The organism is Glutamicibacter sp. AGC84 (assembly GCF_053543575.1).
Window position 1 is genome coordinate 90,596 of sequence record NZ_JBLVOC010000026.1, and the last position, 21,175, is coordinate 111,770.

The 21,175-nt window shown below is 61.3% G+C and carries 17 protein-coding genes; 11 read left to right on the forward strand and 6 right to left on the reverse strand.

The window, feature by feature from the left end; all coding sequences use genetic code 11:
* Nucleotides 1–99 precede the first annotated feature (99 nt).
* From ACNPN0_RS15055 to ACNPN0_RS15080, 6 genes are all read left to right on the forward strand, one after another.
* On the forward strand, nt 100–2,082 hold the full coding sequence (locus ACNPN0_RS15055; protein ID WP_448938180.1) for a flavin-containing monooxygenase: 1,983 nt from the start codon (nt 100–102) through the stop codon (nt 2,080–2,082).
* A 2-nt stretch (nt 2,083–2,084) separates the two neighbouring features.
* Nucleotides 2,085–3,455 carry a carboxylesterase family protein gene (locus tag ACNPN0_RS15060; RefSeq protein WP_448938179.1) on the forward strand — a complete coding sequence of 457 codons (1,371 nt, stop codon included), beginning with the start codon at nt 2,085–2,087 and terminating at the stop codon, nt 3,453–3,455.
* Nucleotides 3,456–3,602: 147 nt separating this feature from the next.
* Nucleotides 3,603–4,487, forward strand: a complete 885-nt coding sequence (locus ACNPN0_RS15065) for a VOC family protein (RefSeq protein ID WP_105656469.1) — start codon at nt 3,603–3,605, stop codon at nt 4,485–4,487.
* A 20-nt stretch (nt 4,488–4,507) separates the two neighbouring features.
* Complete coding sequence (locus ACNPN0_RS15070) at nt 4,508–5,398, forward strand: fumarylacetoacetate hydrolase family protein (RefSeq protein ID WP_448938178.1); 891 nt, start codon at nt 4,508–4,510, stop codon at nt 5,396–5,398.
* Nucleotides 5,399–5,448: 50 nt separating this feature from the next.
* A complete protein-coding gene (locus tag ACNPN0_RS15075) occupies nt 5,449–7,077 on the forward strand; it encodes an FAD-dependent monooxygenase (protein ID WP_388024829.1) in 1,629 nt (542 codons plus the stop codon).
* Complete coding sequence (locus ACNPN0_RS15080) at nt 7,070–7,741, forward strand: GntR family transcriptional regulator (protein ID WP_448938177.1); 672 nt, start codon at nt 7,070–7,072, stop codon at nt 7,739–7,741. Before ACNPN0_RS15075 ends, ACNPN0_RS15080 begins: the two co-directional genes overlap by 8 nt.
* Nucleotides 7,742–7,744: 3 nt before the next feature.
* Here the strand turns inward: ACNPN0_RS15080 and ACNPN0_RS15085 are convergent, their stop codons facing one another.
* Nucleotides 7,745–8,908 (reverse strand): glycerate kinase, encoded by a 1,164-nt coding sequence (locus ACNPN0_RS15085; protein WP_181148782.1) that lies wholly within the window; start codon nt 8,906–8,908, stop codon nt 7,745–7,747.
* Nucleotides 8,909–9,167: 259 nt separating this feature from the next.
* Complete coding sequence (locus ACNPN0_RS15090; RefSeq protein ID WP_105656474.1) at nt 9,168–9,605, reverse strand: MarR family winged helix-turn-helix transcriptional regulator; 438 nt, start codon at nt 9,603–9,605, stop codon at nt 9,168–9,170.
* A 245-nt stretch (nt 9,606–9,850) separates the two neighbouring features.
* On the opposite strand from ACNPN0_RS15090, the gene ACNPN0_RS15095 reads away from it, so the two are divergent.
* The 4 genes from ACNPN0_RS15095 to ACNPN0_RS15110 all read left to right on the forward strand — a co-directional run bounded on the left by ACNPN0_RS15095 (nt 9,851) and on the right by ACNPN0_RS15110 (nt 15,724).
* Nucleotides 9,851–11,092, forward strand: coding sequence for an MFS transporter (locus tag ACNPN0_RS15095; protein ID WP_448938952.1), 1,242 nt, complete (start codon nt 9,851–9,853; stop codon nt 11,090–11,092).
* Nucleotides 11,093–12,431: 1,339 nt separating this feature from the next.
* Nucleotides 12,432–12,989 (forward strand): hypothetical protein, encoded by a 558-nt coding sequence (locus tag ACNPN0_RS15100; protein WP_448938176.1) that lies wholly within the window; start codon nt 12,432–12,434, stop codon nt 12,987–12,989.
* Nucleotides 12,977–13,435 carry a hypothetical protein gene (locus ACNPN0_RS15105; protein ID WP_133833883.1) on the forward strand — a complete coding sequence of 153 codons (459 nt, stop codon included), beginning with the start codon at nt 12,977–12,979 and terminating at the stop codon, nt 13,433–13,435. The genes ACNPN0_RS15100 and ACNPN0_RS15105 overlap by 13 nt, the downstream gene beginning before the upstream one ends.
* 798 nt (nt 13,436–14,233) lie before the next feature.
* A complete protein-coding gene (locus ACNPN0_RS15110) occupies nt 14,234–15,724 on the forward strand; it encodes a SulP family inorganic anion transporter (protein WP_105656477.1) in 1,491 nt (496 codons plus the stop codon).
* A gap of 10 nt (nt 15,725–15,734) precedes the next feature.
* Here ACNPN0_RS15110 and ACNPN0_RS15115 read toward each other — a convergent pair whose 3' ends face one another.
* A complete protein-coding gene (locus tag ACNPN0_RS15115; RefSeq protein WP_448938175.1) occupies nt 15,735–16,682 on the reverse strand; it encodes a GGDEF domain-containing protein in 948 nt (315 codons plus the stop codon).
* 224 nt (nt 16,683–16,906) lie between these two features.
* Between ACNPN0_RS15115 and ACNPN0_RS15120 the strand changes: the two genes are divergently transcribed.
* Nucleotides 16,907–17,602: an EAL domain-containing protein gene (locus ACNPN0_RS15120; protein ID WP_105662275.1), complete on the forward strand. Its 696-nt coding sequence runs from the start codon at nt 16,907–16,909 to the stop codon at nt 17,600–17,602.
* On the opposite strand, the gene ACNPN0_RS15125 is transcribed toward ACNPN0_RS15120, so the two are convergent.
* From ACNPN0_RS15125 to ACNPN0_RS15135, 3 genes are all read right to left on the reverse strand, one after another.
* A complete protein-coding gene (locus tag ACNPN0_RS15125) occupies nt 17,564–17,785 on the reverse strand; it encodes a hypothetical protein (protein WP_286134077.1) in 222 nt (73 codons plus the stop codon). The two genes, ACNPN0_RS15120 and ACNPN0_RS15125, sit on opposite strands and share 39 nt — an antisense overlap.
* Complete coding sequence (locus ACNPN0_RS15130) at nt 17,782–19,221, reverse strand: glycosyltransferase family 2 protein (protein WP_448938174.1); 1,440 nt, start codon at nt 19,219–19,221, stop codon at nt 17,782–17,784. Before ACNPN0_RS15130 ends, ACNPN0_RS15125 begins: the two co-directional genes overlap by 4 nt.
* 201 nt (nt 19,222–19,422) lie before the next feature.
* Nucleotides 19,423–21,036: an AMP-binding protein gene (locus ACNPN0_RS15135; protein ID WP_105656480.1), complete on the reverse strand. Its 1,614-nt coding sequence runs from the start codon at nt 21,034–21,036 to the stop codon at nt 19,423–19,425.
* Nucleotides 21,037–21,175: the final 139 nt, after the last annotated feature.

The window sequence follows — 21,175 nt, forward strand, 5'->3', positions numbered from 1 at the left end:
TTTAGTTGACTTATGCATAACCAAGAGGTGACACTGGTTACATCACGCGCCTGCCGGCCCTGTCGCGCACGGCCCGAAAAGACTTGCTAGGAGTAACCAATGAGCGAATCACTGATCGAGACCGCCGCCACCAAACAGGTAGATGACCTGTACTGGCGCGCAAACTACTCTGCTATCACCGAAAGCGACGAGCAGCTGCGCAAGATCGTTGCAAGCACCGACCTGCCGCCACTGATGGTGGCCCTGGCCGCGGCAACCGGCGATTACTCGATCCTTCGTGATGAGCTGCGTCCACCGCAGCCGCCGGTTGATACCGTGGGCCAGCCGCACGGCGGCATGGACGCCGCAGCTCAGGAAGCGGCCCGCGAATTGGCCTTCGAAGCACTGCGCCGGATCCGCGATGAAAAAATCACCTCAGTGGAGACCCTGGACGACGAGCAGGCCACCACGATCCTGGACTGGATCACCAACCAGGCCACCACCGATTATCACCAGATGCTCAAGCACGACATGGCATTGGTTCCCGAAGTGAGCGGCGCACCGGCCTTCACCAAAGAACAGGTTGCTCCCACCCGCGACTTCACCGTGGCCGTCATCGGCTCGGGCGTGGCCGGCATGGCCGCCGCTTACCGGCTGAAGCAGGCCGGCCTGGACTACACCGTCTTCGAGAAGGGCCACGAAGTGGGCGGTACCTGGTGGAAGAACACCTACCCGGGCGTGCGCCTCGATACCCCCAACTACGCCTATTCATTTTCCTTCGCGCAGCGCGATGACTGGCCCCAGCAGTTCTCCGAAGGCCCCGAGATCCACAAATACACCCGTGACGTCGCGGAACGCGGCGGCATCACGCAGAACATCCAGATGGGCACCGAGGTGCTTTCGGCTACCTGGGATGAAGAAGACGGACGCTGGGTGCTGTCCATGATCGTGGACGGCGGCGAAGTCCAGGAACGCCGCTTCAATGCCGTCCTGACCGCCGTCGGCCAGCTGGACCGCCCGAAGTTCCCCGATACCCCGGGCCACGACACGTTCGCCGGCGTCCACGTGCATTCGGCCGAATGGACGCCGGGCATCGATTTGAAGGGCAAGAAGGTTGCCGTCATCGGCACCGGCGCCAGCGCCTACCAGATCGTCCCAGCCATCGTGGATGAGGTCGAAGAGCTCAAGATCTTCCAGCGCTCCTCCCCTTGGATGCTGCCTACCCCGTTCTACTACGAGGACATGCCCGAATCGGTGACCTGGCTGGTCGAGCACCTGCCGCAGTACGGCCAGTGGCTGCGCTTCTGGCAGCACTGGCTGGGCGTCGAGGGCCGCCAGCACACCACCGCCGCGGATCCTAACTGGACCAAGGACGGTTCAGTGTCCGCGGTCAACGAGCGCGTGCGCCAACAGCTGACCGAGATGCTCAAGGAGCAGTACGCCGATCGCCCGGACTTGCTGGCCAAGGTCACCCCGGACTACATCGTGGGCGGCAAGCGCATGCTGCGCGATAACGGCGTGTGGGCCAAGAGCCTGAAGAAGCCGCAGACCACCCTGGTCACCTCGGGCATGAGCGAAATGACCGAGGCCGGGATCATCGATGGCGACGGCACCCTGCACGAGCTGGACGTCATCATCTACGCCACCGGCTTCCAGGCTTCCGAATTCCTCGAGCCGCTGCGCATCACCGGCCGCGAGGGCAAGGACATCCACGAATACTGGGGCGGCAACGCCACCGCCTACGCCGGGGCCACCGTGCCGGGCTTCCCGAACCTGTTCATCGTTTCCGGACCGAATACCGGGCATGTGGTCAACGGCTCGTTGTTCTCGATGATCGAGTACGGCCTGACCTACATCCTGGATGCACTGAACATCGTGCTCGACAAGGAGATCAAGGCACTGGACCTGAAGCAGGAGGTGCTCGACGCGTTCGTGGCGGATCTCGATGCCGCCAACGCGCAGAAGGCCTGGGGCCACCCCGAGGTGCACACCTGGTACAAGAACAAGTTCGGCCGCGTCTCGCAGATCTGGCCTTACCCGATCGTCGAGTACTGGAACATCACCCGCGCGGTCGACCAGTCGCAGTACACGGAAATCCGCTAGGCATGGGGGTTTACAGCTACGCGCAGCGCAGCGCCGGGCGCTTCGGCAACCTCAGTGAAGCCACCGGACTCACCGCAGCGCAGCCGGCAATTTTCCCGCAGGCCCCAGGTTCGCTCGACTGGCTGCTGGGCCCTGCCCTGCAGGAACTGCCACAGTCCGAGGATGCTTTCCAGGTTGCGGTGTTCGCGCCCGAGAGCGCCCAGGACCTTCCGGTGATGGTTTTCCTTCCCGGCGGCGGCTTCGTTTCCGGCGCCGGCACCGTGCGCTGGTACGACGCGCAGGACTTTGCGGAGAAGCAGAACTGCGTGGTGGCCGTGGTCAACTACCGCATCGGATTGCTGGCCCACAACCAGCAGGTGGGCGGCGGGAATACGCCGCCCGAAGAACTGCTCTTGGCCCTCGCATGGGTACAGCGCAATATTGCTGAACTCGGTGGCAACCCGCAGGAAGTCACCCTGGCAGGCCAGTCCGCAGGTGCCTTCTGGGCCTTCGCATTGGCCCAGCTTGAGGCAGCCCGTGGACTGTTCGACAGGCTCTACGTTGGTTCGCTGTCCTTCCAGCCTCCGATGGGTGAAACCCAGGCGCAGGAACGCAATGCGGTGATGGCCCAAGCGCTTAATGGCACCGCCTTGGCCGAGGCCAGCTCCGAGCAGCTCTTGGCTGCCGGCACAGCACTGGCCCAGGCTTGGGCCGGGCGCGGCTTGGGCCTCTACCCGAGTGCCGATGAGTCCGTTCCGGCGGATCTTTTTGATACCGCGCGGGCAGTCGAACGCCTGCATGTGAAGCAGCTATTGCTGTCCTACACCGCCGATGAGGCAAGTGCCTTCATTGGCATGGCCCCCGAGCAGGCATTCACCCTCGATAGTGTGCGCGGGTTTATTGCAGGGAACTTCAATGAACCGCAAGAAGTCTTCGACGCACTGATTGCCGCAGAACCGCAAGCAACGGCCAAGTCACTCATGGTCAGGGCGATGAGCCTGCACCAGATTCAACTCTATGCCGTGGAATTGGCCGATGCGGCAGCCGCTGCCGGCATCCAGGTGCAGCTCCTGGGCTTCGAAGTTCGCTCCCCGTTGCCTCACGCTGGTTCGGCCCACTGCTTAGAGCTGCCGTTCCTCTTTGGCAACCGCGAGCACTGGCAGGATGCCCCGATGCTCGATGGCGTGGCCGATGAGCTCTTCGAGCAAACGGCGAAGGTTCTGGGTGATGCCCTAGGGTCATTTATCCGCCTGGGAACCGCAGCTACCAGCGATAATAACGCTCTTGCTGTGCATCAGAAGGGTGCTCAATCGCTGACAGCACTGGGGGAAACAGGCCTGATCAAGCGCGAAATTCAGCGTCAGTTCAGCACCAGACGCCCGGTCTTGGCCTAGTCTTTGCGCGCCTGTTCTTGCGGACCAGCAGGTCCGCTTGGGCAGGCGCGCGAGTCTTTTTCCGAAAACACTAGACAATCTAACTTAATGTGAATAATCTAATTATCTAGATCATAATATTTTTATCGTCTACAGAAGGGATCCACCATGGCTTGGGGATTAATCAGGGAAATGGGCCACGTGTCCATCCAGACCAATGACATCGAAGGATCCATCTTCGACGCCACGCAGCTGCTCGGCCTGCGCGTCACCGAACGCACCGGCAACGAGGCCTACCTCGCAGCGAACTCAGTGCACCACGAGCTGACCTACGTCGAGTCCGAAGTCAACGGCATCCACTCCCTGGGCCTGATCGCGCAGAACGGCGACGCGCTGCGCGAGATCCGCAAGCGCGTAGCTAACGAGAACTTCAGAATCGTCTCCGAAACCCCGGTCTCCGCCGGCGTGCAGGACGGTTTCTCGTTCATCGGCCCCGAAGGCTGGATCTTCGAGGTCTACACCGGCATGCAGCACAACGACCGCGGCCTGCTTTCCTTCGGCCCGGACCGCTACGGCCACATCAATTTCCACCCGCGCGACGTGCGCGGCATGATGGAATTTTTGCGCCGGATCTTCGACTTCCGCCTCTCGGATGTCATCGGGGATGACTTCGCCTACTTCATGCGCTGCAACCCGGATCACCACGGCATCGCGCTGATCAAGGGCCAGGGCACCTTCCACCACCACGCCTGGCAGGTCCAGTCGATCGGCGACCTCGCCAAGCTCGGCGACCGCCTGGGCGCGGCCGGCCGCGAACTGATCTGGGGCCCGGTCCGCCACGGCGCCGGCCACAACATCGCCGCCTACTACGTGGAAACCTCCGGCGCGGTCGTGGAGCTCTACACCGATTTGGAGCAGATCTACGACGATGAGCGCGATCCCATTGTCTGGGGCGAAGACGAGAACTGGTGGAACATGTGGTCCAACCGCCGCACCGAGGACTTCCGCACCTTCGGCATTCCCACTGTCACCGAACTGAAAACCTTCATCTAGAACACCCGAAAGGCACCACCATGCAGTACGTATCCTTCAAGGCAGCTGACGGCACCGAAACCTGGGGCGTGTCCATCGACGGCACCGTCTACGACTTGGGCCCCACCGGCAAGAACCTGGCCGCCAATACCCGCGACGCGATCGAAAAGGGCATCTTCGGCACCCAGCTGGACCTGTCCGGCGCGCCAACCATTGCCGAGGCCGAGATCGACTTCCTGCCCTCGGTGACCAACCCGGGCAAGATCATCTGCATCGGCGTGAACTACCTGGCCCACCAGGAAGAGTCGGGCAAGACCGGGCAGACCGCACCGACCGTCTTCACCCGCTTCGCCGACTCGCAGATGGGCCACCTGGCTCCTGCGGTCAAGCCGACTTCCACCACCAAGTTCGACTACGAGGGCGAAATGGCCCTGGTCATCTCCAAGGAAGCCTTCCACGTGGAGAAGGAAGACGCGTGGGAGCACATCGCCGGCTACGCCTGCTACAACGACTTCTCGGTGCGCGACTGGCAGAAGGCCGCCAGCCAGTGGATCCCGGGCAAGAACTTCCCGGGCACCGGCGGCTTCGGACCGTACCTGGTTCCCGCAGCCGATCTGGGCGACATCACCACCGCCGTACTGGAAACCCGCGTGAACGGCGAAGTGCGCCAGAACGCCCCAGTATCCAACCTGGTCTTCGACATCCCCACCCTGATCAACTACGTCACCGGCTTCACCCAGCTGAACCCGGGCGACGTGATCGTCACCGGCACCCCGGGCGGAGTGGGCCTGTTCTACGGTCCAGAGGGCCTGATCAACCACGGCGACGTCGTCGAGGTCGAGATCACCGGCCTGGGCATCCTGCGCAACACCGTGGCCGACGAGGCTACGCTGCTGGCCGGCGCACAGGCCACCGCCGGCGCCACCGCCTGACGCGCAGCCGCGCACTGTTAATACACGAAGCACAAAGGAAGTAGCGGGCAGTGGCACAGTCTCATGAAATCGACGTCCTGGTCATCGGCTCGGGTCCCACCGGCCTGACCGCCGCCAACCTGCTGGCAGATACCGGCCTGCAGGTTGCATTGATCGAGAAGAACCCGGGCAGTGGCGATGAGCCACGTGCCATCAGCGCCACCGATGAAACCCTGCGCGTCATGGCGCACCTGGGAATCATGGATGAGCTGGGACCGCAGATGCTCATGGACACCGGTGCCCGCTACTTCGGCCTGGGCGGCAAGGTCATTGCCGACGTTCGCCCCGGCACACCCCGCCTAGGCCAGCCCGGCAAGAGCCAGTTCGACCAGCCAATCATGGAAGGCCTGCTCTACGAGGCCGCCACACTGCGCCAGAACCTGGGCCTGCACTACGCCACCGCGGCCACCAGGATCGAACAGCATGCCGACCACGTGATCGTGCACGCCACCCGCACCGGCGAAGCCACCACCGGATTCAACGGCTCCAAGGCAGCAGACACCGGGCAGAACCCCTACGCAGTAGCAGAAGGCGAAGAAACCGCCCTCGAGTTCAAAGCCAAATGGGTACTTGCCTGCGACGGCGGTCGCTCCTTCACCCGCCGCGAACTGGGCATCGGCCTGCAGGGTTCCACCCAAACCGAACGCTGGATCGTGGTGGATCTGCTGGATGTGCCCGGCAACCCCGAACCTTTCGCGTCCTTCCACTGCAACGGGCAGCGCCCGGCCGTAGTGGTCCCCGGGGTCGGTGGCCGCCGCCGCTATGAATTCATGCTCTTCGATCACGAAGATGGCGACGCGATGATCACCCCCGAATCCATCACCGCCCTGGTCGCACCATTCCAGGACACCAACGTGGTCTCCGTACGCCGCGCCGCGGTCTACACCGCACACCAGCGCATCGCCGACACCTACCGCAAGGGACGCATCCTGTTGGCCGGCGACGCCGCGCACCTGATGCCGCCCTTCGCCGGGCAGGGGCTGAACGCCGGCATCCGCGACGCCGTGGGTGCTGCCTGGCGCCTGGCCGCGGTCATCAAGGGTGAAGCAAGCGAAGTGCTCATCAATGACTACGAAACCGAGCGTCGCCCGCATGCCGAGGAAATGGTCAAGCTTTCCAAGCGCATCGGCTGGGTAGTGATGAACACCAACCCCGTGATCACCCGCGTGCGCGATGCCGTGGTCACCAGCACCCGCATCATCCCACCGCTGAACCGCTGGCTAACCGGCATGCGCTTCCTCAAGCAGCCTCACTACACCACCGGCACCGTCGCCGCACCGGTTTCCGGGGTTCCGCACCTGGCCCAGAACTTTGCCGGTCGCATGCTTCCGCAGCCAAACCTTGAGGTCAATGGCGCCACTGTGATGCTCGACGAGCTGCTGTCGGCCGGCTGGAACACCATTGAGGTGGCTGCCGGATCCCAGCTGGTCTTCACCAATCAGGACGGCGATAGCGTGAGGGCCAAGGACATCAACCGTGTCTTCGATACCGCCACCGGTACCGTACTGCTGGTGCGTCCAGACTACTATGTAGCAGGCATTGCACCAGCACGCGAGGTCGACCAACTTCTGGAAGCGCTCAGCGCCAAGGCCACCGTGCTGCGCACCTTCGGTGCCGCCAAGCAAGGAACTCGTGGCTAGGCCAGCAGAAGCTGCCCTGTCCGGCATCCGCGAAGCCATCCTTGATGGCGCGTGGATGCCCGGCGAGCGCCTTGCTCCCCCGCATCTGGCCCAGCGTTTTTCCACCAGCACCACCGTTATCCGCGAATCCCTCACCCGGCTTTCCGGTGAGGGTTTGGTGGCGGCGATCCCCAACCGCGGATTTTTCGTACCGGAGCTGAACCTGCAGCAGTTGCAGGATCAGACCGAGCTGCGCTGTGTCACCGAGGAATTGGCGGTCAACCTAGCCATCGCCCGCGGGGATCTGGAGTGGGAGTCCGCGCTGATTGCCACGCATTACAGGCTGTCCAAGGCGCCGCGCCGGCAACAAGATAACCCGGAGCAGTTCACCCCTGAATGGGGTAAGGCGCACCGCGATTTCCATCAGCTGCTGCTGGCTCCATGCGCCTGCCCGCCGATCCTTGAGCTGTCGGCCAACCTGGCCAATTCCACCTTGCTCTACCGGCGTTGGGCGGCCGCTTCGCAGGGTGCCACGCACCGAAATGTTGAGGCCGAGCATGAGGCCCTGCTGCAGGCGGCACTTGATCGGGATGCACCTGCCTTGGCTGCGCGCTTGCGAACCCACTATGAGGCTTCGGCCAAGATTATTCTGGATGCCGGCCTGCTCAAGCTGGATATTTTCTAGCGCCTAGCGCAGGAAGGTTCGGGCCACGCTGAAAGCTGTGCGCTCGGCTAGCTCCATGGTGTTTGCTGAAAGTTCTGCCAGCGTGGCCGGACCTGGCGCAATCGAGTACGCGGCCAGGATTCCCGAGGCCTCCAGCTGCTCATCGGACAGCTGCACCGAACCGGCCACCACGATCACCTCGGCCTGTTCACCGGCAGCCTGCAGCACCCCGGAAACTACCTTGCCGTCCAAGGATTGCGCATCCAGCCGGCCTTCACCGGTGATCACCAGGTCAGCGTCGGCCAGAATTTCATGGGCACCAAGTACCTTGGCCACCAAATCCCAGCCCGGCACCAGCTCCACCTCGAAGTAGGACCCTAGGCTCACCGCAATCCCGCCGGCAGCCCCCATGCCCGGCTGCTCACGCAGTGCCCGGCCGGTATTGGCTTCCAAAACATCGGCCAGTTGCGCCAACCCCTGATCCAGAATCTGGACATCATTTTCACTGGCGCCCTTTTGCGGACCGAAGATCGCAGCCGCACCCTTGGCGCCCAGTAGCGGGTTGGTGACATCGCAGGCGATTTGCCAGTTAACCTGCCCGGCCCGGGCATCCAGCTGCGAAACGTCGATCCGCGACAGCTGGTTCAGTGCCCCGCCCCCTGCGGGAAGCTGCTCCCCGTTGGCGTCCAAGAATTTTGCGCCCAGTGCGCTGAGCAAACCCGTTCCGCCATCGGTGGTTGCTGAACCGCCTAGGCACAGGATGATCCGGGCGACCCCTAGGTCCAGCGCGTGAGATACCAGTGTGCCCAACCCATAGGTAGTGGCATCCAGTGGTTGCCGTGGCACGTCGCTCACCTGCGGCAACCCGGCTGCTTCGGCCGCTTCCACCACCGCGATTTTCCCGTCGGCCGAAAGCCCCAGCCGGGAGGTGACCGGGCGCCCCAAGGCGTCGGTGGTCTCCAGTGCGATCGCCTCGGTCCCCCAGGTGTCGATCAACGCTTCAAGGGTTCCCTCGCCGCCGTCGGCGAAGGGCACCGCGGTAATCTCGACCGCCCGCGACCGGCTAGCCGCACCCTTGCTGAAGCCTCGTGCCAAGGCCGCGGCTACCCCGCTGGCGCGGGCACTTCCCTTGAAGGAGTCGGGCACAATGGCCACCTTGCAGGGCATCGAATGCTGGGTTGAAGTCATACCCATCAGCCTAGGCACTCTTGAGACCTGCACCTATGGTCTTTTGACTGTAGTTCGAGCGAAGTTCGGGGCCTGCTTATGTGCATTTGTCTGGCTCGCAGATGCTTTTCAAGTGCATCGCTAATAGCTAGCTCTGCCAAAGGAATGGCACAGAAAGCGGCATTAGAGTTTAGAACACCTCTTGAAGGTGCGAGTGATGATCGTAAGGATTCCCGTCGGATATTGCCCGGCGGGAATCTTTCTTTAACCGAGTTCGTGATTAGTCCCGCTGGGAGTCGCGGTACTCCTCGATGGAAGCGTTGAAGCGCTGCAGGTAGCCGGCGAACTGCTCAACATCCTCAGCCTCCCACTCATTCAGGATTCGATCCAGGGCATGGAGGGTTACTTCGCGGGCATGCTCCAGCTTCGCCAACCCCAGGTCGGTCAGCGTGATCTTACGCGCAATATGGCCATCGGGATCTGCGATGCGTTCTAGGTAGCCATCGTCGATTCCATGGGTTACCTGGCGTTGCAGGGTGGAGTTGTCCAACCTCAGCCCGTGGCTTAGTTCCGCGATACTCAGCGGACCCTGGGCCTGAATGCGACTCATCAGCAGGTACACGCTGCGATCGACACCACCGAACTGGCGCTGCTGCGCGATGGTGTAGCGGCTGAGCATGAGCTGCTCGTATTCGATCTGTTCCAGATGGCGCTTCATTCCGAACTTCTCCAATGTGTAAAATACATACAGTATGTAGCTTACACATTTATCCCGGAAGGCTCTTGTGCCCAACCCCACCCCCACCGGACATCCGAAATCCGGACTCGCCGTCGGCATCCTCGCCACGGCAGGCATCGCCTCATCGCTCACCCAGACGATGGTTGCCCCACTGATCCCCCCAGCTGCCTGTAATCTTCAGCACCTCACCGGATAACACCGCATGGATCATCACCGCGACCCTGCTGGCAGCTGCCGTAGTGATGCCGATTTCCGGTCGTCTCGGTGATATGTTCGGCAAACGCCGAATGATCCTGATCCTGGCCATCCCGCTGATCCTCGGTGGAATCATCTGTGCCCTGGCACCAAATGTCACCGTCATGATCATCGGCCGGGCCTTGCAAGGCTTTGGTTCAGGCATGATCCCTCTGGGTATCGCAATGTTGCGCGACCTCGTGGATAAGGCGCATCTGCCGGCAGCCATCGCCACGGTTTCAGCCACCCTTGGTGTGGGCGGTGCGATCGGCCTGCCGCTCTCCGCAGCGCTGATCGAGTTCTCTTCCTGGCGCGTGCTGTTCTTCTTCGGTTCGGCGATTACCGTTGTGGTGGCCGCACTGATCTTGAAGTTCATTCCGGCAATTCCAACCATCGGCGCGAAAACCCGCTTCGATTGGCTTGGTGCCATCGGCCTGGCCATCGGCTTGATCGCCCTGATGCTCGGCGTTTCCAAGGGCTCCACCTGGGGCTGGGCTTCCCCGCTGGTACTGAGCCTGCTGATCGGCGCGGTCATCGTCTTCCTGCTGTGGGGAGTATGGGAACTACGCACCAGTGCACCGCTGGTGGACCTGCGCACCGCCGCAATACCCCGGGTGCTGTTGACCAATATCGCCTCGATCTTCGTGGGCTTCGGCATGTATTCCAGCTCGCTGGTGATGCCGCAGATCCTGCAGATGCCTACCGAGGCAGGCTACGGACTGGGGCAGAGCGTACTGGCCGCCGGCCTCTGGATGGCTCCAGCCGGCCTGATGATGCTCTTCCTCTCCCCTGTGGGCGGTCGACTGACCAGCGCCAAGGGCCCAAAGTTCACCCTGGTGCTGGGTATTTTCATCATGTCCGCTGGCTACGCGGTAGGCCAGATTGGCATGGGCAGCCTCTGGGGCCTGCTGATCACCAGCCTGGTCATCAACTCTGGCGTGGCCCTGGCCTACGGCGCAATGCCAGCCATCATCATGGGCGCAGTGCCACGCAGCGAAACCGGTGCCGCCAACGGCTTCAACACCCTGATGCGTTCGCTGGGCACCACCTCGGGTGCGGCAGTGATTGGCCTGGTTTTGGCCCAGATGACCACCGACTTCCACGGCACGGTGCTGCCCTCCGAAGCCGGGTTCCACATGACCCTGTGGCTCGGTGCGGGAATCTCCTTGCTGGCGGGGTTGATCGCCCTGTGCATCCCGGCACTGGCCAAGCCCGCCCCGGAGAAGATCTAGTTCACCTCCAGGGATCCATGGCCTACGCGCAGTGCATGCTTACCGCATCCACAGAATGCCAACTTAGAGTATTAAGTACCTCATGAAGGTGCGAGTGATGACGTAGAAACTGGCACTGTCGGTCTTGCGACAGTGCCAGTTTCTGTATCCAAAACCTTTTTGCTCGTGTCCAGCAGTCCGCCGGCCCTGCGGCCCGCCCTCATGGAGTTGAAGCAATTCCCCAAACCTGCAGTTGGCGCTCAGCGCCGGCATAGCTTTGCACCCTACAGTGGTAAATACCTCATGAAGGTGCGAGTGATGATCGAGTAACCCCGGCAAAGCAATTCGCCGGGGTTACGATTTTAACCGGCCGGCGGATAGTCGGGTAGTTGGGTGCCCACTTTAAGTGAGTTGCCCTACAGAGCTACTCGCCCTTTATTGAACAGATTGGATCAACGACCCGCCCTCTGGCCTCAATAGCGCCTTGCCCTTGTTCCACCTCGGAGGCACTACTTACCATGACGATACCCCACGTTCGGCAAACACTTGTTCCGGTCGATCGCAGCTCGCTCACCTGCAACTTTTGGCTCCGCTCACACACGCTTTCATGGATGGACATATCGAAAAGGGTATACATTTTGGCATTGAAAGTCGTTCGTGAATCTAACCCCGATTCGCCCCCCGGGGCTATCATGTCCTGAATTTCTCAATACTTTTATCCGCGGTCCTCGGCAACAGCCTGGTCCGTCCACAAGTCTTACGATCTAGGTGCCATCTGCGACCTGATTTAGTGACCCCGATGTGAATCGGTCGGCTGAGGGGCTAAGTCGAGCCTGTCCTATATGCATTAACGTCGGGCTTAAAACATCCGGAGTGACTGAATTGTGACTATTAATTTCGCTTGACTCCTATATCGCAGCTCCGGCTGACGGTTATGGGCTCCTTGTAAGCAGAACCTTATGTCTAACCATCGAGAAATACGAAGGCGCGGCCCAAGATCTCGTAACCAACGGCATCGACCGTGCGAAGGAGAATTTGGGCATCATGATTACGGCATGGAAGGAGAGCTGCGATCAGGGCTACCAGGGGTATCAGAATGGCCAAAGTTCCTAATAACCGCACCCCGCGGCCGTGGAACCTAAATTCCATGTGCGGACTTGGACCAATGGTAGATTCTCGAAAATCGGTTACACTACTATCGATAATAAAAACGTCCCATTCATATCTAAATGTTTAATATTCAACTTAGACCATAATGATGAAATTTTCCTTTGTCGCATTACCCCTTGCATTGTCTTTGGTGACTGTATCGCCAGGGACGGCGCAAGCTGTTTAAACTCCGGTTGGCGGAACCTACACGTTGCAGCAGTCCTCGGAATACGCCCTTTCAACGAAAGATTTTTTCTCCGAAAAGACCTCTGCAGAATCCAACTACATTGAAGCGGCATCACCTGCCGAAGCAGTAGCCAAAATGAACATGATGGATGAACTGCGTCAAGCGGGATTCAACGTGGGGACCATGGCAAAGGTTAACTATGGGCCTTGCAAGATCGTGGCCGAAGGTTTTCACACCAGAAAATCCGGGAAGCACGAGACGGGTGGCTTCAAATCCACTACCTATTGCACCAAGAAAGTCACTGCGATCCACCATTCTTCCCAGGCACGTTTTAAGCAGCTTGCGTGGTGGGTCAAGGGTGGTCGCGCGATTGGCCAGCCAGCCCAAAAGATAAAAGCTGGTAAACATAATGGCACCTACTACCCGACTGTCTTCCAGCAGACAAATCACGCGCTGACATGTAAATCTGCAAAAACGACCACTTGGTCAGGTCGCACCCTCGGAACAATTGTCTACAATGGCAAGACTTACTATGCTGATGCTTATGCTCCTGTGCAGAAGGGGGTTCGATGCCGCCTCTAAGCAATATCCTGACAAAAATCAAGAATCGTCTTAGATCGAAATATTCAGAGGAACTGATGGTTTTCGTTGTCTACGGTAAACAACCCAGCCCGTTTCCAGATCTAGAACACATAGAGCCAATAATTGCGATCGTGGCCAGTGAGCGTGAATGCTATGAGATTCAGGAAAAGTACCCAGAAACTCAAGTCAGCTGGGAAGCTCGGAAGGTCCAGAATACTGAAGGCATGGAACTGACAGGGGGCGGCATTCTGTATCTCACGCATACTACTTTATTGCCGTACGACGAGGATGGCGATGGGAATCCAATCTTCGGAATCATGGAGTCCCCACAGCCTACAGGCCTATATTGCAGTCGGGACACCGCTGAGCAAGAAGCACCGGGTCAATATCTGCACAGAGTCAGCCTCGGTGAAATAAACCTTCGCGGTGTCGGCGAGCTTTTGTGATAAGCATCCAGTTCCTTACGCCAGTATGTGACGTTGCCAAACGTGAAAAGGGGGCAAACCAGGCGTGGCTTCTCAGCGTGATGATGGCCGCACCAAAGGAGACAGGTTGACCCGTACCGAACATCGCTGAAATTTTCAGCATTGCTCATGCAACCGACTGTCAGACCAGCAGACGAGCCATCGAGCCTACAATTCAATATTGTGATTCAGACACTGCATTTGGCCTCCGGTCATGTGGCATGCCGATGGAGGCCATACGATCTGGTTCAGCAGTTAAATAAGTTGGCTGTGCCTACCGTGCGCTTCAATTTCTCCGACTTAGACCCACAGCAGGGTTGTGACGGCAATTTTGATATTCACCCCTCACCGGCACCAAAGTAACGATTCGCAGGACCGCGCAGCACTGATGAAATCCGTGCGAACAAAGTACCGACCTTCCTCCATGTGGATTCGAGCATGCACCGCTCGTCACCACGAAACTTCGACAGCGGAATGGAAATCTCGTCGATAGGAACATTCAGTAGTCGTAACCACAACCCACCGTGGATTGATTGGCTCCGCAGCGTAATTTGGCAGGAAACGGTGCTTTCTCAGTAAAGACCTCGTGGAGAGTACCAGGCCTGGGCTCTGACTGTTGAGCAATCTGTTCATTCTCCCAACCGGCGAGCGCGTACCTCCCGAATGACGGTCAGCGCCTGCGTCCGATCTGCAGCCCTGAGCCCAATCGGGCATAGGTGCGATAACGTAGACGGGTTCCCAATTTCCCTTCCCTGGGACATCTGACGAAACGGAGCCCCGGTGAGTACCGCGACCGCTGAACTGACGCCCCTGCAACGACAGTCGGTGCTGCGCACCCTGAAGTCCCCGCGATTGCTCAAGACAGAGCTGCTCGCCGGCCTGGTAGTCTCCCTGGCACTGATCCCCGAGGTCATCGCTTTCACCGTGATCGCCGGAGTCGACCCGCGCGTGGGCATCTTCGCGTCCTTCACGATGTCGGTGGTCATCGCGATCACCGGCGGGCGCCCGGCGATGATTTCGGCAGCTGCCGGCGCGGTGGCGCTGGTGGTCGCACCGCTGGTGCGCACCCACGGGGTGGAGTATCTCTTCGCCACGGTGGTCCTGGCCGGCATCATCCAGGTATCACTGGCGCTGCTGGGCGTGGCCAAGCTGCTGCGCTTCATCCCGCGCCAGGTGATGATCGGCTTCGTCAACGGCCTGGCCATCTCGATTTTCTGGGCGCAGATGCCCGAGCTGCGCAATGTCCCGTGGATGGTCTACCCGCTGGTGATCCTGGGCGTGGCCATCGTGTGCTTCTTCCCGAAGATCACCAAGGCGGTTCCGGCTCCGCTGATCGCCATCGTGGTGCTCACCGCGATCACCATCTTTGCCAAGGTCGCCGTTCCGACCGTGGGCGGCAAGGGCGAACTGCCTGATTCGCTGCCGATCTTCCACCTGCCCGGGGTGCCGCTGGACCTGGAGACCCTGCAGATCATCGCGCCCTACGCGATCGCGGTGGCCTTCGTGGGGCTGCTCGAATCGCTGCTGACCGCCAAGCTGGTCGATGACATCACCGATACCCCGTCAAGCAAGACCCGCGAGTCCTGGGCACAGGGCACCGCGAATATCGTCACCGGCTTCTTCGGCGGCATCTGCGGCTGCGCGATGATCGGCCAGACCATGGTGGGCGTGAAGGTCTCCGGCGGGCGCACCCGCATCTCCACCGCCTTCGCCGGCATCTTCATGCTGCTGCTCGCGGTGCTGCTCGGCGACATTGTCGCGCAGATTCCGATGGCGGCCCTGGTGGCGGTGATGATCGTGGTTTCGGCGACCACCTTCGACTGGCATTCCATCCGACCGAGCACGCTGAAGATGATGCCCAAGAGCGAAACCTTCGTCATGGCCATCACCGTGGCGCTCACCGTGATCACCAGCAACCTGGCCATCGGCGTGGGGGCGGGCATCCTCTCGGCGATGGTGCTTTTCGCCAATCGCGTGGCGCATATGGTCACCGTGGATCGCAGCGCAACCCCGGATGCCGCCGTGTACAAGGTCAACGGCGAACTGTTCTTCGCCTCCTCGAACGACCTGTACACCCAGTTCGACTACGCGCAGGACCCCGAGAAGGTCATCATCGACATGTCCGATTCGCACCTGTGGGACGCCTCGACCATCGCCGCCCTGGACTCGATCCGCACCAAGTACCAGAACTACGGGAAAACCGTGGAAATCCGCGGCCTGAACGAGGCCAGCCAGAAGATGCAGGACCGCCTGGGCGGGAAGCTGAACTAGGGCACGGAGCTCAGCTTCCCTCCGCGCTCTTCCCGCGTTCGGCCGTCCGCAGGCGCTTGGAGGAGTACATGTCCCGGTCGGCACGGAGAATCATCGTGCTCAAGTTGTCATCCGTGCGGGCTTCTGCCGTTCCGAAACTCCACGCCAGCGGCGATGAACACTCGATGCGCTCCATCAGCACCTGAGCCTGGCCACGGGTCGTATTAGGGAAAACCAGCACGAATTCATCGCCGCCCAAGCGGCTGACCAGGTCCCCGGCACGCGTCACGCTGCGCAGATGCCGTACCAGTTGCTTCAAGGCAAGATCCCCGGCTTCGTGGCCGCCTTGGTCGTTGATCTCCTTGAATCCGTCCAGGTCCAGCAGCGCCACAGCCAGGGGCCTGCGGTATTTCCGGGAGGAGAGCAAGGCGGCATCGCCGCGCACGGCCAGCCCGACGCGGTTCAAGGCCCCGGTCAATGCGTCGATCTGGGTTTGCTGGCGGAACCGGCGCTTGACGTAGTGGCCGACGAACACCCCGGCGACGGTGAAGAAGACCAAGCTCAGCACGTTCAACAGCCCGCTTTGGTGCTCGGTGCCCACAGCAGGGCCGGAGAACACCGAGTAGGGAATCGTGAAAGCCATGATCGGGTAGATGGTCCACCGGGTGACGGCCGGGGGAAAGAGCCACGACATGTACAGTGCGATGAGCGGAAATTCCTGGAGCCTGAAGACGATCTGCTCATGGTTGAGCGAAAAACCCACGAAGACCACGAAGGCCGAGAGTTCGGCCAAGGCCCCGAGATAGGCGATCCACAACGGAAAACGATCCAGCATCCACCACACGGCGATCACCAGCCCCAGCGCCCCGGCAACCCTGGCTACCGCCAGCTTCTGGAAGAGCGGAGAGCTGAAATCATTGCCCAGGTTGACCACATAGAAAAGCAGCAGGAAAACTGTCACCATCCCTGTGACAGCCACTTCCAATCGCTTGATGCGGCGGAGCCTGGCTGGCAGGAACCGGCTCCACCAAATTCCGTCGTCGTTTGACCGCCGATCCATTGTCCTCGGCATGCCATCACCCGCTTTCTCTTAAATTCATCTTAACCGCGTGATCCCGGCCAGTGGCGCGGTAAGATCTCATTCGTAGCAACAGCCTAATCAGCAATCAAGTTGCCAGCCCATACCGCCAGGTTAGGTAGTCCATGAAGTTCGTATTCCAGCCATTGATCAACCTGCGTTCCACAACGCTGCTGGGTTTCGAGGCACTGGCGCGCTTCAGCGACGGGCGCAGCCCTGACGAGCATTTCTCCGCGGCCCGGACCGAAGGCAACCTGGTAGAACTTGAGCTTCGCGCCCTGGAGCGCATTGTCGAATCCAGCCAAGGCCTGCCCGACGGGCTGCTGCTCACCATGAATGCTTCGGGTCCAGCGATCAGGGCGTTCGCGCACTCAGAGCCGGCACTCGATCCCCGGCTGCTCTGGGGCCTGGAACTGCACGAGCAGTCCGCGCCGGAAGTTTGCGATGCCGCCCGCATCCATGCAGATGAGCTCGGCTGCCTGCTGCTGGTTGACGATGCCGGCATCGGCTATGCAACGCGGGGGCGCATCCTCCGGCTGAAGCCGCACATTGTGAAGCTGGACCGTTCGCTTTTCATCCGCTACCTGGCATCGACGCAGGCTCGCGAACACGTTGACATCCTGCTGGCCGCTGCCCGCGAGATCGGTGCCAGAACTCTGGTCGAGGGGATCGAAACCGGTGAACATCTGGATCTGGCCCGGAAGCTGGACTTCGACTATGCGCAGGGCTTCTATTTCAGCCCGGGCATAGAGCTTGCGGGGTTGCCAGCTGCGATGCATGAGCTACACGGACGCCTCGGGATCGATATTCCGGGTTTCTGAGCGCCGTTCCCGTCCCCGCGAGCTGCGGATCCGGATCACCGGCAGCAGCTTGGCCAGTCCCAGGACCAGATAGAGCACGGTGTTGATCGCGACGAACGAAGCGAGCACCGCGAACCAATCACTGAGCAGAACGCTCTCGGGAAGAATGATTCCATGTGGAATCTGGACGAGGTGATTCATCATGAGGTGCTTTCCTTACGTGCGGCGCCCGCGTGGTCGACGTGCTTCCAATCCGCGCTCCGGGCAAACGCGATATCCCCTACGCCCTTGAGGAACGCAAGGTCCAGGAAGGCGTCATAGACCAATTCCGGAATCACCAGCGCGGCGATGATCCTGGCTTTCCAGCCGCCGTGCCAGACCGTGACCACGCGCTCGACAGCGAAGAGCGCTCCAAGCAGCATCCAGAAGGGGAACCACACCCAGTTGTCCATGGAGACCAGCATGATGATCATCAGCGCGAAATAGCTGAACAGCGCGATCACGCCGTAGCCGATGCCGATCTGCTGGGCCCAGTACCGCGTGGTCTGCGGGGTGACTCCGTACGCGCCCAGGTTCTCCAAGGCGCCGCGCTGCCAACGCAGCCGCTGCGCCCACAGCATCTTCCAGTTGGGCATCAGCTCGGTGACCACCGTGCAGTCCTGCGGCGATGTGGTCAGCGCGCCGAGGGTTTTCAGCGCGATGGTCAGTTCGTTGTCTTCGGTCAAAGCCGCCGTGTCGTAGACCTCGCCGTAGGTGCCCGGCAGCATGCTTCCGCGTGCCGCAGCCACTTCGCGCAGGGCCGTCGCGCGGAATACCGAGGCCGTTCCGGTCAGCACGAAGACCCGGCCGTCGCGACGGCTGATTTCGCGTTGGTAACGGGTGTACTCATTGCGCTGGAACTGGCCGATCAGCCCATGGCCCTCTTCGCCGTGGAACAGCCCGCCCACGGACATCAGCGCGCGGTCCCAGGTGAAGCGGTCCCGGGCGGTTGCCAGGAAGTCCGCGCCGATCTGGCTGTCGGCATCCATCACCATGACGCAGTCGTTATCGCCCATCCCGGGCAGGATCGAGTGCAGCGCCTGGTTCAGCGCGCCGCCCTTCTTGTGCTTGTTCTCCACCGATTCGAACACCTCGACCCCGTGCTCGCGGGCAACTTGCACGGTCCGGTCGGTGCAGTTGTCGGCAACCACGATGATGCGCGAGGGAGCAAAGCTCTGCTCCTCCAGTGCTTTCAGCGTGTACGGCAGGGAGGCTTCTTCATTGTGGGCCGGGATCAGCACGGTCACGGTGACCGGCCCGGCGTAGATGCCCCGCGTCCGGGCCATCACCGCCTTGGGCGCCAGCGGCCGGCTCGATTTCTGGATCGGCGTCCGGCGATAGCGCCAGGTGACAAAGCGTTCGCCCAGGACCACCAGCAGCACCAGGAAGACTGCTGCGGCGACGGCGAAAGCGAGGATGGACAGATCCGGCAGCTCGGTGCTGTAGAAAGTAGTCCAGAGTTTTCCGATATGGACCTCGATCGGGTTCCACATCAGCGCAGGCTTCCCGCTCATGCTCAACGCCCAGGCCAAGAGCGAGGCCGCGAGAACGACGATCAAAATGACAGCGATGCCCACTAAGCGGCTGAAATGTTTCTGCAAGTACGCGCCCCATTCACGTTCGGATTCCTTGGCAACCCCTGGCCTGGACCTGATCTGGATCAGCGAATCATGCCAGGCTTGCCCAAGGCAAGCTACTTGGAAAACTAGCAGTCGGAAAAATCATCGACGCAGTATTTATGTCCAAGGTCACCTCCACCCAAAGCAACGCTGTGCCTTGCGCCCCTGCCTGGTGGCATTTGGCTACAGTTCGAGCACTTTCGCCGCATCCTCGCGCAGCTGGTTCTTGCGGATCTTCCCGGTGACGGTGGTCGGGAAATCCTGCAGGATCTGCACGTAGGCGGGGATCTTGTAATGCGCCAGATGCCCGGTGCAGTATTCGCCGATGGCCGCGACGTCCAGGGGTTCGCGGCCGTCCCTCATGCGGATGCAGGCGCAGATCGCCTCGCCGTACTTCTCATCGGGCACCCCGATCACCTGCACGTCCTCGATATCCGGATGCTTGTAGAGGAATTCCTCGATTTCCGCCGGGTAGATGTTCTCCCCGCCGCGGATCACCATGTCCTTGATGCGGCCCACGATGGTGCAGTACCCGTCCTCGCGCATCACCGCCAAGTCGCCGGTGTGCATCCAGCCCTCGTCGTCGATGGCCGCCCGGGTCTTGTCTTCGTCGTTCCAGTAGCCGAGCATCACCGAGTAGCCGCGGGTGCAGTATTCGCCGGTTTCCCCGCGCTGCAGGGTTTCGCCGCTCACCGGGTCCACCACCTTGATTTCCACATGCGGGTGCACCCGGCCGATGGTGGAGGTGCGGCGCTCGATATCGTCGTCGCTGCGGGTCTGGCAGGAGACCGGCGAGGTCTCGGTCATGCCGTAGGCAATGGACACCCCGTCCATGCCCATCTCGTCGATGCAGCGGCGCATCACCTCGACCGGGCAGATGGATCCGGCCATGATGCCGGTGCGCAGCGACGAGAGGTCGAAGACCTTGAAATTGGGCAGGTTCTGCATGGCGATGAACATCGTGGGCACCCCGTACAGGCCCGTGCACTTCTCCTCCGCCACTACCCGCAGCGTGGTGTCGGCGTCGAAGCCCGGGGCCGGGATGACGATGGTCGCGCCCCGGGAGGTGCAGCCCAGGTTGCCCATCACCATGCCGAAGCAGTGGTAGAACGGCACCGGGATGCACAGCCGGTCATGCTCGTCCAGGTCGATCATGCCGGTGACCTGGTAGCCGTTATTCAGGATGTTGCGGTGGCTGAGCACCGCGCCCTTGGGGTAGCCGGTGGTGCCCGAGGTGTACTGGATGTTGATCGGATCCCCGGGCTTGGTGGCCGCCAGATGCCGGGCCAGCTCCTCGTCGCTGACCTGCTCGCCCTCGGCCAGCAATTGCGCGAAGTCCCCGGTGTCCACGTAGACCACGCGTTCGAGGCTCGGGGTGTCGGCGCGGGTCGCCTCCACCATCGAACGGTAGTTGCTGGTCTTGAATTCGGAGACCGCCAGCAGCAGGCGCACCCCGGAGTGGTTGACCGCGTAGGCGTATTCGTGGGTGCGGTAGGCAGGATTGACGTTGACCAGGATGACGCCGATCTTCGCGGTGGCGTATTGCGCGAATACCCATTCCGCGCAGTTAGGCGCCCAGATGCCCACCCGGTCTCCCGCCTCCAGGCCGGCGGCCAGCAGGCCCTTGGCCAGGGCGTTGATCTGCGCATCCAGGTCACTCCATGACCAACGCCGTCCGCTGGCCGCTTCAACCAGTGCTTCTGCCGGGCCGAAGCGGGCTGCAGTGCGCTCGAAGTTGGCTCCGATCGTCTCTTCGATCAGCTGCGGTCCGCTCTCGCCCTGGGCATAAGCCTTCATCTGCGTACCCCTTCATGGATCGCCTCGTCGGAATTGGCGCGGACACGAAACATGTGCCCAGCGTCACATTCACACCCTAGCCGCGAGCTGTCCCGCTGCCAAGCGCCAGGAAGGAGCCATGCTGGTGGCCAAGTGGCGA

Excerpts from the sequence above, each read along its gene's own strand:
- ACNPN0_RS15085 (WP_181148782.1), bottom strand. The coding sequence starts at position 8,908 with ATGACTTCAACCCAGCATTCGATGCCCTGCAAGGTGGCCATTGTGCCC.
- ACNPN0_RS15125 (WP_286134077.1), bottom strand. The coding sequence starts at position 17,785 with ATGATGAATCACCTCGTCCAGATTCCACATGGAATCATTCTTCCCGAG.
- ACNPN0_RS15070 (WP_448938178.1), top strand. The coding sequence starts at position 4,508 with ATGCAGTACGTATCCTTCAAGGCAGCTGACGGCACCGAAACCTGGGGC.
- ACNPN0_RS15090 (WP_105656474.1), bottom strand. The coding sequence starts at position 9,605 with ATGAAGCGCCATCTGGAACAGATCGAATACGAGCAGCTCATGCTCAGC.
- ACNPN0_RS15105 (WP_133833883.1), top strand. The coding sequence starts at position 12,977 with ATGCCGCCTCTAAGCAATATCCTGACAAAAATCAAGAATCGTCTTAGA.
- ACNPN0_RS15120 (WP_105662275.1), top strand. The coding sequence starts at position 16,907 with ATGAAGTTCGTATTCCAGCCATTGATCAACCTGCGTTCCACAACGCTG.
- ACNPN0_RS15055 (WP_448938180.1), top strand. The coding sequence starts at position 100 with ATGAGCGAATCACTGATCGAGACCGCCGCCACCAAACAGGTAGATGAC.
- ACNPN0_RS15135 (WP_105656480.1), bottom strand. The coding sequence starts at position 21,036 with ATGAAGGCTTATGCCCAGGGCGAGAGCGGACCGCAGCTGATCGAAGAG.
- ACNPN0_RS15065 (WP_105656469.1), top strand. The coding sequence starts at position 3,603 with ATGGCTTGGGGATTAATCAGGGAAATGGGCCACGTGTCCATCCAGACC.
- ACNPN0_RS15060 (WP_448938179.1), top strand. The coding sequence starts at position 2,085 with ATGGGGGTTTACAGCTACGCGCAGCGCAGCGCCGGGCGCTTCGGCAAC.